Consider the following 14,900-nt stretch of genomic DNA (forward strand, 5'->3'; position numbering starts at 1 on the left):
CCCAACAAGCCGTGCTTCGATGAGCCAGAGCGAGCGAACCGGGCGGGATTAAGGCGCGCGAAGCTAGTGCCCCTGGTACGCAATGCGGAAACCGGTCGGTGCAGCGCCCCGGAGGAAATGTCCTTGGGGTGCCGCGCGCAGCTCGAATAAGGTATTGTTAGGGCTTAGGCCTCAGTTAAGTGTGATTCGACCTCGTCGGCGAGTTCCACGCCCACCGTTTCGTATCCGCCACCTTCGTACCAGGCAATGAGTTCCTGGATGATTTCCATTTTGTCACGGCCCTGCTCGCGCAGGTTGTTGAATAGGCGCTGTCCATTTTCCGGGCGCGGCCCCCACGTGAAGCGTTCGTTCCCCTCCGAATCGAATGCCACAAGCTTCGGGATGCTTCGGCTTCCTCCCGTTAGGTATTGATCCATGACGTCGAGATTGTCGTCCCGGTGCAAGATTCGTAGCGTGATATTATCATTCGTATCGGCTGCCGCCTTGATGACCGGGAGTGAGAACGCGGAGTCGCCACACCAAGGCTCCGTGATCACCATCCAAAGCTGGGGCTCGTTAATCGAGGATACGGCCGAAGAAAGCTCCTCGGATGGAGAAAACGCCTTCTCTACTTTTTGCGACCGTTCCCAGTTGTACCGGAGATAATGCAACATCTTTCGGTCCTCCCGATCGACCTCGCCGATCGGTCGATCTTTCTTCTCTTTCCATGCCTTCTTGTACTCCAGGTAGGTGAAGCCGTCATGCGGACGCTTCTGTTCAAAAAAGTCTTTCATCCGTGCAGTTTGGTATTTCGGAAAGAACACGCCTGATGCGTAATGGAACCCATCGTGTAGGTGCGACGGACCCGGGCACGATAGGTTCAATCAGCGTCGAAGGCGTTACGTGTCGTCGAGTCTAAAAGATGATGTATCCGGCCAGTCTTTCCCGGCTTCTCATCACATTTCCGATTCACTCAATGTACGTTATGAGGGCCGAGGGATGATTCTTTTTCCCGGCGTTTCGCGCTCACCGGAACCTGCTATTGTGCCTATGTTCTCTGCACCGACCTACGTCGCCCGTCGCCGCGAGCTGGCGAACCAGATGCCGCCTGGCCTCGTCCTCCTTCTCGGGAATGAGGAGGCGCCAATGAACTACGAAGCAAACCCCTATCCATTTCGGCAAGATAGCACGTTTCTGTACTACACGGGACTAGATCAACCGGGTCTTGCGCTTCTGATCGACACAGCAACCGGGAAATGCACCCTGTACGGCAAGGACGCGGGCCTGGATGAAGTAGTCTGGACCGGTCCCAAGCCGTCGGTTGCTGACCGGGCCGAAGTATCCGGCATCGGAAACACCGCCCGTCGCGCCGACCTGGAAGCCGACGTGCAGACCGCGATCCAGGCCGACCGTGACGTTCACGTCCTCCCGCCTTACCGCGACACCCATCGGATCCGCCTCGAACAGCTTCTGGGTGTGACCGCTGATCGTAGCAATGATTTCGCGTCGAAGCCCCTGATCCGGGCTGTCGTAGCTCAACGGTCAGTTAAATCGAACGAGGAGATTCGTCAGCTTACATCAGCCGTTGAGGTCACGAAGCGCATGCACGAAACGGCCATGTTAATGGCCCAACCGGGGCGCACCGAGCAGGAGATCGCAGCCAAGCTCAGCGGACTGGCACTGACCGGCGGAGGCGAGTTGTCCTTCCCGATCACCTGCAGCGTGCGCGGAGAGGTGCTTCACAATCATCACTACGCGAATCCACTTCTTGATGAGGACCTTCTCCTCGTCGATACCGGAGCCACCTCACCGATGCATTATGCGGCGGACGTCACGCGCGTCGCACCGGTCAGCGGCACCTTCAGCGATCGGCAGCGGGCCGTGTACCGCGCGGTGCTCGATGCCCAGGAAACGGCCATTGCCGCCTGCACACCGGGAACGACGTTTCGAGAGATTCACCTGACGGCGAGTCGAGTTCTGACCGAGCACCTCATCGATATCGGTCTCATGAACGGCCCGGTAGAGGATGCCGTCGAAGCCGGTGCCCATGCACTGTTCTTCCCCCACGGCCTTGGTCACATGCTCGGCCTGGACGTCCACGACATGGAAAACCTGGGCGAAGACTTCGTCGGCTACTCTGACGATGTCGAGCGGTCGGATCAGTTTGGGCTGAACGCCCTCCGACTCGGGCGCGAGCTCGAATCAGGGTTTGTCGTTACCGTCGAGCCCGGATGCTACTTCATCCCGCAGCTGATTGCGCGCTGGCGCGACAGCGAGAAGCACGCGGACTTCATCAACTATGATGTCGCTACAGACTTCATCGGCTTCGGCGGAATCCGCATCGAAGACGACGTACACGTTACTGCGGACGGCCCCGAGATCATCGGTCCGCCCATTGCCAAGTCAATCGATGAGGTGGAATCGCTCGCGAGCCAGCGTATCGAAATTGGATAATCTCGTCTACGAGGCGTCCTTGCATACCACTGCCCGGGCATAGCGGTTATTCGCGCTATGCTCGGGCAGATTATTTAGTACCTAGAACGCCGTATCACGACGTGTGACTACGCGGGGCGTCCCCCACCCTAATTCTGGTGCTGGACCCAGATTACGGCTCGTCTCGTGAGTTCGGTAATGTTGTCAATCGCGAGCTTTTGCTTGATACGGCTCCGATGGGATTGAACCGTTTTGACGCTCACGTGCAGCGATTCAGCGATATCCCGTGTGCTCCGCCCCCGGCCGATGAGTTCGAACACCTCCAGTTCACGATCACTCAGTTGCTCCAGCGTCGTTCCCTCCTGCGGGCCGCGTCCGGTATACTGAAGCAGGATCTTACGATTCAGGTGGTCGGTCAGATAAAAGCCTCCCTGCAAGACCTGCCGGATGGCTTCGATTATGACATCGTCCACCTCGCTTTTCATGACGTAACCGCGCGCCCCGGCGTGAAGCGCACGTTCGCCGTAGAGCGTTTCGTCGTGCATCGACACGACGAGAATGGGAAGGTCGGGATGCTGAGACTGTAGATGCTTGATGAGTTCGATGCCGCTCATCCCCTCAAGCGAAATATCGACGATGACCAGGTCGGGCTCGTCCTCCTGTATTTTCTCCAGAGCCTCTTCCGCCGTAGATGCTTCGCCCGACAGATTTAGATCTGACTCCCGCCCGATCAGAGCCGCATAACCTCTGCGCATGACCGGATGATCATCCACCACAAAGATGTCGTGCATCATGGTACGTAGCGTGGGGGTCCGTTATAGTAAGAGTGAGAGAACCAGCTTCGGGAAGAAGCGGCTGGATACGTGTACCTACGACCTCACGGTCGCTTGATTTTCCTGAGACGTGTTTTCTGTACGGTGATCCACGTCAGGAATCGCCTTCCAGATCGGAAGTCGACAGATAACATCGACACCACTTGAGACCGTGGCATCCGTATCAGTTTCGGTTTTGGCTCGGCGCAACGGCGTTGGTTCTCGGTTTCTGACGGTGAGGGTTGCTCCGATGACCTCTGCTCGATATCGCATGGTCTGCTGACCGAGGCCACTTCGGCTCTCCTCCGACAGACCTTTTCCGTCATCGCGGACGCGAATCAGCAGGTCGTCCTCCTCGATCCATACACCAACAGCAATCTGCGAACAATCAGCGTGACGTGTCGCGTTGTTCACGGCCTCCTGGGTAATCCAGTACAACTGCGTTGCGACGTCGGACTTCAAGCTCTGGATGTCATCGGGATCATCCAGATAGCAGGCCACACCGGTCATGGTTTTCATGTTTGACGCCATCTCTTCGATAGAAGCCACGAACCGATCCGGCTCCACGTGGATGGGGTTGAGCCCGCGCGACAGGGCGCGCGCCTGGGAGACCCCCTCTTTCGCAAGACGACTGATTTCTCGCACCTCTTCTGCCGACACGTCCTCTCCTCCCTCAATCGCATTAGCCAAGCCGCTACTCATCATGGCGATGCCCGACAGCAGCGAGCCGATCCCATCGTGTAGATCTCGTCCGATCCGCTCTCGCTCACAACGCGTAACCTCAAGAACCTGGCGCTCAAGATTTCGCTGCGTGCTCACGTCGCGAACGATGGCCAAGACACCGTCTCCCTGTACCGGCACAATCCGTGCCTCCATCGCCCGCATGCTGTTTTCGTCATCCTCCACGACCTCCTCACGGGAAGCGATGAGCGATGAACTCGCCGGAAGACGATAACTCATGACCCTGGTCTCCCCGCTGGATTGTACGCGGGTGATGGTATCGTGGAACCGTCGCGCTACGCCGCTCGGAAACACATCGTCAATGCTGCGCCCCAGGATCGACTTGGTGTCATCCGTGGGCCCCACACCGCCCCGCTCCGCTTCAACGATCACGCCCGCCCCCGAAATCATGTATAGGTCATCGGGAATCGCTTTAATGATCGCCTGATTGCGCGCCTCCAAACGCTCCGCGTCCTGCTCCGCCACCTTGCGTTTGGTGATGTCCTGAAAGACCACCGTAAGCCCGTGCTCGATCGGATACGCATATACCTGTACCCACAGATCCAGCGGCTCGTAGTAGCCCTCAAAGCGCACCGTCCTACCCTCTTCCATGGCCCGGTAGTACTCACGATAAAAGACGGTGTCGACCGCCTCTGGGAATTCAGACCAGATCGTTCGACCGATCAGTTCATCGACCGACCGCTTCAGTACATTTTCCGCATTTGGGTCCACGTACCGGAACCGCCAATCCTCATCTAGTACGACAATGGCAGCGGTAAAGCTCTCCGGTACACGTTCGTTTTTCCACGGGGACGTTTTCATAAATCCACCCTCAGGACCGGTCGTCGGATGTCACGAGAGCCCTCGTGATTCTGAACAACCTAGCGTAGCCTCCTCATAATTCAGAGAAAAGCTAGCGACCACGTTGCAACAAAACTATGGGGGAGAACCGGACAGTCGGGTCAGGAAAAGTTGTATACCTATGCCAATACACTCGATGCTTAGGTTACATGACCCCGGAGACATGGATCCATAATTTATGTTTTTCGGATCAAATAACGGTCAACCACACCCTCACGCCCATAGAAGGCCCAATGTGTCGACGATACCGTTCGCGCGTGCAGCCGATCAACGTCTGTTGATACGCCGACAGTTCGTGTACCGATTGGACATCAGCTGGCCAATTTGCCTAGCGACGGTCAGGATTTCCCCCACAGCGTCATCTCCCATTGAATGACAACCGCATGCAGAAAACCCGTTTCGAGACCGGCATCCGACTTGCTAGTTTCATTTGCAGATTCGCCACACCTCGTCATCGATCGCCGTGACGCGATCGGTCGAATCGGATCCCCCGCGATACCGCATCGCGCTGGCGACTGGGGTCAGCACTCTCTCCGCTAAAGGACGCCTCTAGCAGAAGGCTCTTCGATGAATACGCTATCACAACGCACGACAATCGCGTCAATCGACGATCTTCGTGAGCTTCTCCTATCGGCATCCAAGATCTGCGTGTCGTTTTACGCGTCCACCGCCCTTCTGCCAGAGGCACTCAACCTCATCGAATCACACCGGCCGACCATCGATGGATCCCGCACAAAAAGAGTAGAACGTCATATTGATCAGGCGATCGAGCGACTCCACGTAGATCTTCAGCCTCTGGCGGACGGCACCACGTTTTCTGAGGTCGAACACCAAGGCATCGGGATCTTCGCGCACCCCGAACGGTCCTGGTACCTTCCGCTTCCGATGCCGATCTCGACTCACGTCGCTGTCGGTGAGGGTGTTTGTCTCGGCCCGCTTCTTCACCTCTTCGACTCGACGTACATTGTCGCTCTTCGCCTCGAGCCGCACGGAGCCACGCTACTTCGCCGCTACGGTGACTGGACGTCCACGATGCCGCTGGAGGTGAACGTGGACCCGCCTGCGGTCTCGGCAAATGCGCCCACGATGGCGTCGATGCGTCCCCTCATTCAGTGGCTCACAGCTGTTGATCAGGCCCTCGGGGCGTTTCTTCCGCGCAGCCACCATCCGGTTGCCCTGATCGCTCCGCCGGAACTTCGAGATGCGTACATGTCGCTGAACCTGCACCGAACGCTGATGCCGTTGCCTCCTCCGAAGGGTGCTGAGAATGCGTCTCACGACAGCGCTCTGGACATGGCAACCGAGGCGGCAGTCCATCGCGCGGAGAAACAGTCCATCGATGACCTTCGTGTTCTCGAAACCACGCGGGCCCATGCGCCGGACCGCTACTCAGACGACCCGTACGTAATCGCAACAGAAGCAGCATCGAGGCGCGTTGAGACGCTGTTCGTTCGCACTACGTACGCAGAGCAACACGAGCACTGGGAGCCTCAGACCGGCAATGGGTCGCCGACGACAACCCCGCACGTCGGGACCATGACACGACCGAAATGCGGATCCCGAGTTGAGCAGACCATGGCTCAAACACTTCTGGCGGGGGGCACCGTCCACAACGTGCAGGACACTGGACTTCTCTCTGGCAAACCGATGGCCGCCGTCTTTCGCTACTAGGTCGTGTTGAAGGCGGAAGCTCTTGGTCGCTCCCGCGGTGGCCTTTCGACAAAGGTATATGCGCCGTGGATGCGCTCGGCAACCCGCTCACTCTAAGCCTTCGACCCGGCCAACGCGCTGACATCGTGGATGCGGACGTTCTACTTGAGCCGTATCTCGTGCCGCCGCAGTCTGCGCCTGGGTCAACCTCTGCACCTGGGTCAACGGCCACCCTCGCCAATTTCGATCGACTACCCTGGACGTCCTCTCATTTCCTTCGTCCAACTGTCCACTCGACGGCAACCTCAGCATCTGTTTGGCGGACAGACTTCGACCATCCGAAGGTACGGACCTCACGACATTCACAACCCTCCGGTCGTTTGATCTCGCGTCTCGTGTCCACGGCGTCATCGCGAAAGGATACCCGTCAGGTCTATGAACGGCATGAATAACTACGCTTCCGTTTTCGCCATGCATCCGCCGGACAGGTGGTCATGCAAATACAGAGCGCTTTTCTCGGACTGTGGCGGCAGCTGCGCGGAAAGCCTCGACTTCATCTGGAGCGAGATCCGGGAGAACGCGTCCATGGCAACCGTTCCGACCAACGATCGTCGGCAGAGCGAGACATACCCCCCGCACGTCGAACGGACCGTCGACACGAGCTGAAACCGGGAGCACGCGACGCTCGTCCCGGACCACCGAGCGAACACAATCGGCCACGCACTGCTCAAAGCCCCGGCGTGTACGCTTATCGTCGACGGGATGAGCAGCCCGGTCGCACCCGCGGTCGAATGCGTCCCACATCGCCTTTCGGTCAAACGGCTTGCCCACCACGTGCCCACGCACAATCGGATGCGCACCGATCAAAACGTGACTCCAGACCGGCACGGCCGCTCCTCCGTGATGCCCGATCACCATCGCGTAGACCGACGACTCGTCGACTTCGTAGTGTTTGGACACGCGTCGTCGCAGCTCCATCGTTTCCATGCACGTCCCGATGCCGAACACCCGTTCTCGTGGGCGTTCTGTTGCCTGGATAATAGCACACGTGCTTTCATCGACCGGTTTGCCGGCTACAATGATTACAGCGTCGGGCGCCACATTATCAAGCTTCGCCACCAGTTCTCGAAGGGACTCGATTTCCTGGGACGGGTCCTCTACAGGCTCCATTGCTATGACCACAACCCGAGCGTCACTCAAGTCCTCAACGATGCCTGAGTGAAGTGATGACGCTCCGACAGGCGTATGGGTTCGCATCAGACTTGTGAGAGAATGTGTTTCGCTTCCACCCGGCGGGGGTACAGAAACAAGATCTTTCGCAATTCCGATTCGAAGCAGAGCGTGAGCGACGGACGCAGCCGTTGGTCCAGAGCCGACAATGCCGATTCGTTGCGTCAGGGAGGCAGTACGATCTTCCATGCGAGCTCCTCGTGCAAAGTGGAAACGACAGATTACAGGCAGGCAGCACCGGAACGGGTCAACCTCCTCGTGTTCTCACAATACACCAACACGGACCAGAATGTCTGCTTCGTTTCTGCTATGCGAGCCTGCGTCATTCTGTGACTGCCGTGTAAGAGCGTTCCTCACATGCAAATCGCCTCCAGCATCAGCGACAAACGGATCCACGCGACCTGGACCGGGTACGCAACGCGGCACGACGCAGCTACAAATTTGTGCTACATCAGATACTGTCTGAGTTTACTCCTTATTTCCGCGCATGAATCGTCCTTTCTCGTCGCTGTATTCACATGACTTCGTACGAGTGGCCGTCGGTGTACCTCGGATGCGCGTCGCCGAACCATCGACCAACGCGGAGCGAACGATCGCCCTGGCCCGCCGCGCGGACGACCAACACGCAGGCCTCGTTCTGTTTCCAGAAATGGGTCTCACGTGCTACACGAACGACGACCTCTTTCACCAGGACGCGCTCCTCGAAGCGGCTCGGGATGCCCTCAAGCACGTGCGTGACGCTAGTCAGGAACTCCGGCCCCTGCTTCTGGTCGGTCTGCCGCTCCGTGTCGAAGGACAGTTGTTTAATGCTGCCGTTGCGGTCCATCGCGGTCGAATCCTGGGTGTATCACCGAAAACGTATCTGCCGAACTACCGGGAGTTCTACGAGAAGCGCCAGTTCACACCCGGCGGACAAGCTACATTCGACTCCGTCCAGCTCTTCGGGGAAACCGTCCCGTTCGGCAACAACCTGATGTACGATGCATCGACGCTTGACGGCTTCACCGTCTTTCCCGAGATCTGCGAGGACGTGTGGACGCCCATCCCGCCGAGCACGTATGCCGCGATGGGAGGCGCGACGATCTGTGCCAATCTGTCCGCGAGCAACATCACGATGGGCAAGGCGAGCTATCGACGCCAGCTCTGCGCCAACCAGTCTGGGCGGTGCCTGAGCGCATACCTCTACGCCGCATCCGGGCCGGGCGAGTCGACAACCGACATGGCATGGGATGGGCACGCGCTCATCTACGAGAACGCACGCCGCATGGCGGAGTCGGAGCGATTTGCGGAAAAGGAGCAGCTCATCACAGCCGACATTGATGTCGGACGGCTGCAGCAGGAACGCATGCGCATGACGAGCTTCAACGACAACGCTGCCGAGCACCGAGAGCGCATTCAGAGCCTCCGCCGTATTCCGTTCGACTTCGACGTCCCGGCCGAAGCCGTACCTCTGAAACGCACGCTGGAGCGGTACCCGTACGTACCCGCCAACCCCGCCCTTCGCGACGAACGCTGCCGTGAAGCATACAACATTCAGGTCCAGGGCCTCGCCCAGCGCCTCCGTGCAACTGGAATCGAGAAACTCGTCATCGGCATCAGCGGCGGACTCGATTCGACGCAGGCGCTTCTCGTCGCGGCCCGCACGATGGATCAGCTTGGACTGCCTCGCGAAAACATTCTCGGATACACCCTCCCGGGGTACGCGACCAGCGATCGGACGCGAGAAAATTCGCATCGGCTGATGGACGCGCTCGGCATCTCGTCGCGCGAGATCGACATCACACCGCTCACGGAAGCGATGTTCGATGCACTGGATCATCCCTTCCACCGCGGCGAGGATGTGTACGACATTACGTTCGAAAACGTGCAAGCCGGGGCTCGAACCTCTCTTCTTTTCCGCCTCGCCAATCACGAGGGCGGGATGGTCGTTGGAACGGGCGACCTGAGCGAACTGGCTCTCGGCTGGGCCACATACGGCGTGGGAGATCACATGTCGCATTATGCGGTCAACGCGTCCGTGCCCAAAACGCTGATCAGCCACCTGATCGAGTGGGTCTGCGAGACCGACCCCTTCGGTGATGAGGCGACCGACGTGCTTCGCTCGATCCTCAACACCGAGATCTCCCCCGAACTCGTTCCCGGCTCGGGGGACGGCGAGGAGCCGTCGCAGTCCTCGGAAGACATCGTGGGCCCGTACCCGCTGCAAGACTTCAACCTGTACTACATCAGCCGTTTCGGCTTCCGACCGAGCAAAGTGGCCTTCCTCTCCCATCACGCATTCGGGCCCGGCTCGACGGACCGCGTTCCTGGCGTCGAAAGCGAGGAGTACGATCTCGCGACGATCAAGTCGTGGTTGCGGTTTTTCATCGAACGCTTCTTCCAGTTCAGCCAGTTCAAGCGCTCAGCTATCCCGAATGCACCGAAGGTTGGATCGGGCGGCTCCCTGTCGCCCCGCGGGGACTGGCGTGCGCCGTCGGACGCGAGCGCGAAAGCTTGGCTCGATGAACTTGAGAACGTGCCGGATCAGGCGTGATCCGCTCTGCAGGCGGAAACCGTCTGCGGTTTGACGACGCCCCCGCCTCGACATCCTCTACGCCGGTACTTCCTCCATCGTCTACTTTTATTTGCAATAACGGAAGTACAGCATCCGTTCGTCTCGGCGTATGTTTGGCTTTCCCTATCAGACAAACGTTCTGCGGTCCACGGGTGAAGCCTGCATGAGACGCAGCAGAAGCGAAACCGCCCGGTGGTTATGATGTTTATTCTTCTCGGACAGGTCGACTCCCTGTTTTACTCAATCCAGGCCCGTAGCTCAACTGGTAGAGCAACGGACTCTTAATCCGTGGGTTGGGGGTTCGAGTCCCCCCGGGCCTACCACGATGTACTAACACGAGATGCGTCTCAATGGCTGCTACAGCCGTTGGGGCGCGTTTTTTATGTCCGATGCCGGCATCTCAGCCGGTATGCGGGAGAGCGAATGATTATCCGCTCTCCCTCTCCTCGTGCTGTATCCGCGGCGACTGTACACAAAATTGTACACAGTGCAGATGAGATAGCGGGTTGGTGTGGCTAAAGACACAACGCGGAGACTGAAAGTGTTTCCACTATTTGCGCCTCGGCGGATGGTCTAAATCATGACGGGGGTGGGGCGATAATACGCTGTCCCCACCGCTCTAATACAAAGCAATCCCTTCTCATTTTGTAGAGATCGACTCAAGGTCGGTGATGGGAAACTGAAAACAGCTAGTCTCTAACTTCTCTCGCTTCCTCCAAGTTGAGCCGTGCGTTGTAACCATGCTTGCCGAGCAGGCTCATGAGATTACCCCCGTTCAAAAGTTGGAGAGGCTTATCTTTGGCGAATTTGTATGCGTCGGGTCCATAGTCACTAGTGGTGACGAGGATGCCTTTATTCGCACCTTCGTTCATGACGGTCCCGTACAGATCGCGTACGGCAGAGACCCCTACTGTTCTCGTGTATCGCTTGGCCTGTATTACAACCTTCCCTCCACGGATTGGATCAGGATCGATGGCCACGGCGTCTATTCCACCGTCTCTGCTCGCTTGCGTAACATTGACCTCTCCTCCATTGGCTGAGAATTCCATCTCGAATAACTCTCTGATCAAGTGTTCAAAGTCTTCCCAATCCATAGAGGCGACATTTTCCCCATCATCCATGTTCTCACCGATACGTCTAGAATCTGCGAACCTTGAATCGGATGTATCAACTTGAGCAATTGGGGTAACCGGAGCAACATCTATTAACTTGGATGCAGCAACTCCTTTCAGACTCCGAAAACAGGCTTTGGCATCCACATGCTCCAAATTCAACGCGCTAACTTCTTCTCGTGATACCTGCAGAGAGAGTATACAAACGGTTTCCTCGTGACCGGTTGAGGCATTAATTTGATCTACTACCCCATTAAGAACGACGTTCTCGATGTTGTTGGGATAGTCTAGAGTGAATATCGCATCCACGGTCCTCAGTGCCAACTGATACGGCAACGGCTCGTAAAACCGCTCGAAGTTTCGCTTGCTGAAAGCCTTGCTTTTAAATACATCTCTCGACTTTACATAATTTATCTCTTCTCTGTTTATCAGATCATTTGGGCTTGGCATAAAATAGTCCAATATGAGCGTCTTAGAGCCACTGTCAAAGCTAGACGACCTAATCCCACCAAAAGCCTCGGGGATTATACTGTCAATTTTATATATCGGTGAACTCAGAACTGTATTAATCACCTCGGCTACAGCGTCGCCCTCACCGGTTTCGTATTGTTCACGTATAGACCTCAGACGTTCTTCAGACTGACGCTTTTTACGTTCAATCTGCTTCTTTTGCTCAAGCCAATCTGACAATTCTTCTTCGTACGTTTCTTTCGCCCACCTATTCTTAAATTCTATCTCTTCTTTCTCGGCCTTCCAATTGCCCACGGCAATCTGATACCGATCCTTCATTTCGCGCCACTTTCTTTCAGCACGAGACTTAAATAGTTTATCTAATAGTGTAATACGAGGTTCATATTCTGACTTCGAAGGCTTCTCCGGTATTTCCTCGTAGGATGGCTTCTCAGGTTTCGGCGGGAGCTTCCCTGTTTCGGCCTTAAAGCCGCTCCAATCTATCGATAGCTGCGTTCGAACCCCTCGTGAGAGCAAGTTCCGTATTCCATCGATATAGAAATTCTGCAGAACGCGGTTGGCATCCGTAGCTAAGTCATTACGAAGGTTCTTTTGGTCGCTCTTGTTAAGGTTACCAAACGCTCCACTATGCACACGATTATCAAAAAATCGTTCAGCGACTCCACTTAGTTCCTTATCTATATCATCAGCAAGAACATTTACATGAAACCGCTCAGCCTTGAGATATAACTGTGCCATATTAGTCACCTATCGTTCGCATTTTGAAGCATCTGCTCCAAACATAAATTAAACGCCGTACGAACACAACGCTGCAGCCACGTCATGCCCCCTATTTTCCTGAATGAAGGAGCATACGAACAAATTGACCGAATCAGACAGGAGTGTATTCGACATCCAAGCGGGTTTGAATGTCGTATTTATCGGCATGGTCCCTAACAAGGGAAGTTGCATGATTGGCGTACGTCTCGACCTGCTGCTCATACCGCACCCAAAGGATAACTTCATCGTACTTGTAGAGCATGACACGCCAACGATCCTCCCCGTCGCGCTGCCTCTCTTCGATTGCCGCCTCGAACACCGGCCACATCGTCTTCACCTCCACGCTCTGCACGATGTACGACAAAAGTGATCGTGCCGCCTTGTCCGTGATCTCTCCCCTTTTGGCCTTGCTGATTTCCGGCTGCTCACCGCTCAGTTCGCTATCATCCGCATCCACAAATGTATTTCGGTCGAGCACCCGCCCGAATGCATCGGTCGTGTAGTCCCCGTCTCGCTCGTGTTGCTTAATCTGTTCATATGCCTCCTCACGAGCGGTTAAGACCTCTTCTATCACAGGGTGGTCAAGTAGACCGTTGACTTTCTCCCGGTCCGGATAGTCGTACCGAGTCCGCTCAGCGATCTCCTTGCTCGCGTTGTGCATGATTGTATTCTCGGATGCGCCGTACACGGCAGAGTACGTTCCACGCTTGACGGCATATTCCTCGGCTTCGCCGGCCTGCATGTCAAGGGCCTCCCTCATCGACTCCCACATATCGAAGTCTTCGGAATCGTCGAGATGAGAGGCAAGGGCCTGCGACGTAGTTGACATATCTACGTCATACTCTCCCTCGGCCACTCGGGCAAACATAGCGAGTTGGGCCTTGGAAAGGTCAAGCGCGACGTGCCGATCTCCGAGCATCGGCGGAATTGCTTTCGAGTCCACGCCGACGAGATGATTCGCCCCTACCGGCGTCGGGCGAGGCGTGCGGTTGCCGGCCTGATACAGCATGAACGGCATGTCTTGAAAGCGCCGGAGGTTCGTGATCGACTGCCGAATGCCTTTATTGTAGACCTCTGAACCTCGCTCTGCGGCCTCCATGAGAGCATCCACGCCGTTCTGCACGTTGTGAGCGAGTTCGGTATATACATCCCGACCGGGAGACCGCGCATCCCGCGTGAGATTGTTGAGATACTTGATGATACGCTGACTCTCACCAGGAGGAGTCACTTCGGCGTCGTCGGCCCTTCTTCGCTTCCCGTCAAGTTTCTCGAAACAGTCTTGTCGGAAATCGACCTTGGTTGGTCTCGACACGTCCCCTTTCATGAATAGGACGCTCTTCTTTCCCTGCCTGTCAAGAAAGAACGACGTTGCTTCATCCATAATCTCCTCCGGAGTGCCGTGATTCGTGATACGCCGGCAATGTCCATCAGCGTAGTCGCTCCACTCCAACTTGCTATCAACTAACGCGCGGTATGTCCAAAGGAGCAAGAGGGCCTGCGTTTGGTCTCCGCTTTTCTGCGGCCTCAATCCAAACGCACCTCGAATTGAGTCCCTCGGTACGGGTATATAGTCCTTATCAGCGTTTTTCTCATCTCGCTTCCGGTGTATGATGAGTTGCGCCATTCCTCGAAGCCCGTCGTGTTCTGCGAGAATCGGCCGCCATTTCTCCACGAGGTCAACTTCGTGTGCACTCACCCGGATGAATCGAAAGTCCATCGCTCCTTCGGGTCGCGAGAATGACCGATTGATGACCTTTAGGATCGTGCTAGCAGTTGGACTGACCGCTTCTCCCGGATTGGCCGGATCTCCGGCTTCTATCTTTGTTAACTGCTGCCTGAGGTCCCAAACCACCGGATGAGGCTCCAAATCGGCCTTCTGCGGCTGCTTAGGCAGTTCATAGCCGTCGCTCCAATTCCACCCCCCGGAAGGAGGTACACACGTATGGGCGCCCGTTCCGTCTCCTCCCGGTGTCCCTGTCTCCCGTGTCCCGTCCCTGTCCGGCCTCTCGTCCCGGTCCGTGTCCGTTTCAATCCGGTCGAGGGTGTCCCGTTCGTCGTTCTGCTCGGCCTCCTCGTTTAAATCTGCGGGGTGGTTTCCGGACATCTGTCGTACTCAATCGGCTATCTCGAAAGCGCACGAAGTCGTCACTTTATAAAAACCGATTTCCCGGTCCGGTCGTTGGGTGTTTAACCTCCGTTTAACCCAATCCTAAATCAGCCGTTAAGCCGGCATATTCGGCGCCGCATGTTCGACCGGCTGAACACGAAGCGTTTCGTATTGCCGGTCGCTTCCTCGGGCTTAGGCAACATCGCAGACTT

At 56.6% G+C, this 14,900-nt stretch carries 9 protein-coding genes and 1 tRNA gene; 4 read left to right on the plus strand and 6 right to left on the minus strand.

All coding sequences use genetic code 11. From position 1 onward, the window contains the following. Window positions 1–164: 164 nt before the first annotated feature. Window positions 165–773, minus strand: coding sequence for a thioredoxin family protein (locus tag CRI94_RS02265; protein WP_098074294.1), 609 nt, complete (start codon window positions 771–773; stop codon window positions 165–167). A gap of 256 nt (window positions 774–1,029) precedes the next feature. On the opposite strand from CRI94_RS02265, the gene CRI94_RS02270 reads away from it, so the two are divergent. Beyond that, on the plus strand, window positions 1,030–2,433 hold the full coding sequence (locus CRI94_RS02270) for an aminopeptidase P family protein (protein WP_098074295.1): 1,404 nt from the start codon (window positions 1,030–1,032) through the stop codon (window positions 2,431–2,433). 128 nt (window positions 2,434–2,561) lie between these two features. Here CRI94_RS02270 and CRI94_RS02275 read toward each other — a convergent pair whose 3' ends face one another. After that, window positions 2,562–3,206 carry a response regulator transcription factor gene (locus CRI94_RS02275; RefSeq protein ID WP_245846041.1) on the minus strand — a complete coding sequence of 215 codons (645 nt, stop codon included), beginning with the start codon at window positions 3,204–3,206 and terminating at the stop codon, window positions 2,562–2,564. A gap of 75 nt (window positions 3,207–3,281) precedes the next feature. Continuing rightward, entirely contained in the window at window positions 3,282–4,766 is a 1,485-nt protein-coding gene (locus CRI94_RS02280; protein WP_098074030.1) for a PAS domain-containing sensor histidine kinase, read from the minus strand. A gap of 606 nt (window positions 4,767–5,372) precedes the next feature. Here CRI94_RS02280 and CRI94_RS02285 point away from each other — a divergent pair. Beyond that, window positions 5,373–6,476, plus strand: a complete 1,104-nt coding sequence (locus CRI94_RS02285) for a hypothetical protein (protein ID WP_098074031.1) — start codon at window positions 5,373–5,375, stop codon at window positions 6,474–6,476. A gap of 471 nt (window positions 6,477–6,947) precedes the next feature. On the opposite strand, the gene CRI94_RS02290 is transcribed toward CRI94_RS02285, so the two are convergent. Further along, entirely contained in the window at window positions 6,948–7,874 is a 927-nt protein-coding gene (locus CRI94_RS02290; RefSeq protein ID WP_098074032.1) for a Rossmann-fold NAD(P)-binding domain-containing protein, read from the minus strand. Between the two features lie 298 nt (window positions 7,875–8,172). Between CRI94_RS02290 and CRI94_RS02295 the strand changes: the two genes are divergently transcribed. Together CRI94_RS02295 and CRI94_RS02300 are read left to right on the plus strand one after the other, a co-directional pair. Next, entirely contained in the window at window positions 8,173–10,218 is a 2,046-nt protein-coding gene (locus tag CRI94_RS02295) for an NAD(+) synthase (protein WP_098074033.1), read from the plus strand. Window positions 10,219–10,486: 268 nt separating this feature from the next. Further along, window positions 10,487–10,562 (plus strand) — tRNA-Lys (locus tag CRI94_RS02300). A 366-nt stretch (window positions 10,563–10,928) separates the two neighbouring features. On the opposite strand, the gene CRI94_RS02305 is transcribed toward CRI94_RS02300, so the two are convergent. Then, window positions 10,929–12,560 (minus strand): restriction endonuclease, encoded by a 1,632-nt coding sequence (locus tag CRI94_RS02305; protein ID WP_098074034.1) that lies wholly within the window; start codon window positions 12,558–12,560, stop codon window positions 10,929–10,931. A gap of 133 nt (window positions 12,561–12,693) precedes the next feature. Further along, the gene (locus CRI94_RS02310; RefSeq protein ID WP_098074035.1) at window positions 12,694–14,685 is read right to left on the minus strand and encodes a hypothetical protein; all 1,992 of its coding nucleotides are present in this window, start codon (window positions 14,683–14,685) and stop codon (window positions 12,694–12,696) included. Window positions 14,686–14,900 lie beyond the last annotated feature (215 nt).

It is taken from the genome of Longibacter salinarum, from assembly GCF_002554795.1.
Taxonomy (GTDB): Bacteria; Bacteroidota; Rhodothermia; order Rhodothermales; family Salinibacteraceae; genus Longibacter; species Longibacter salinarum.

Excerpts from the sequence above, each read along its gene's own strand:
- CRI94_RS02270 (WP_098074295.1), top strand. The coding sequence starts at position 1,030 with ATGTTCTCTGCACCGACCTACGTCGCCCGTCGCCGCGAGCTGGCGAAC.
- CRI94_RS02295 (WP_098074033.1), top strand. The coding sequence starts at position 8,173 with ATGAATCGTCCTTTCTCGTCGCTGTATTCACATGACTTCGTACGAGTG.
- CRI94_RS02280 (WP_098074030.1), bottom strand. The coding sequence starts at position 4,766 with ATGAAAACGTCCCCGTGGAAAAACGAACGTGTACCGGAGAGCTTTACC.
- CRI94_RS02265 (WP_098074294.1), bottom strand. The coding sequence starts at position 773 with ATGAAAGACTTTTTTGAACAGAAGCGTCCGCATGACGGCTTCACCTAC.
- CRI94_RS02305 (WP_098074034.1), bottom strand. The coding sequence starts at position 12,560 with ATGGCACAGTTATATCTCAAGGCTGAGCGGTTTCATGTAAATGTTCTT.
- CRI94_RS02290 (WP_098074032.1), bottom strand. The coding sequence starts at position 7,874 with ATGGAAGATCGTACTGCCTCCCTGACGCAACGAATCGGCATTGTCGGC.
- CRI94_RS02275 (WP_245846041.1), bottom strand. The coding sequence starts at position 3,206 with ATGATGCACGACATCTTTGTGGTGGATGATCATCCGGTCATGCGCAGA.
- CRI94_RS02285 (WP_098074031.1), top strand. The coding sequence starts at position 5,373 with ATGAATACGCTATCACAACGCACGACAATCGCGTCAATCGACGATCTT.
- CRI94_RS02310 (WP_098074035.1), bottom strand. The coding sequence starts at position 14,685 with ATGTCCGGAAACCACCCCGCAGATTTAAACGAGGAGGCCGAGCAGAAC.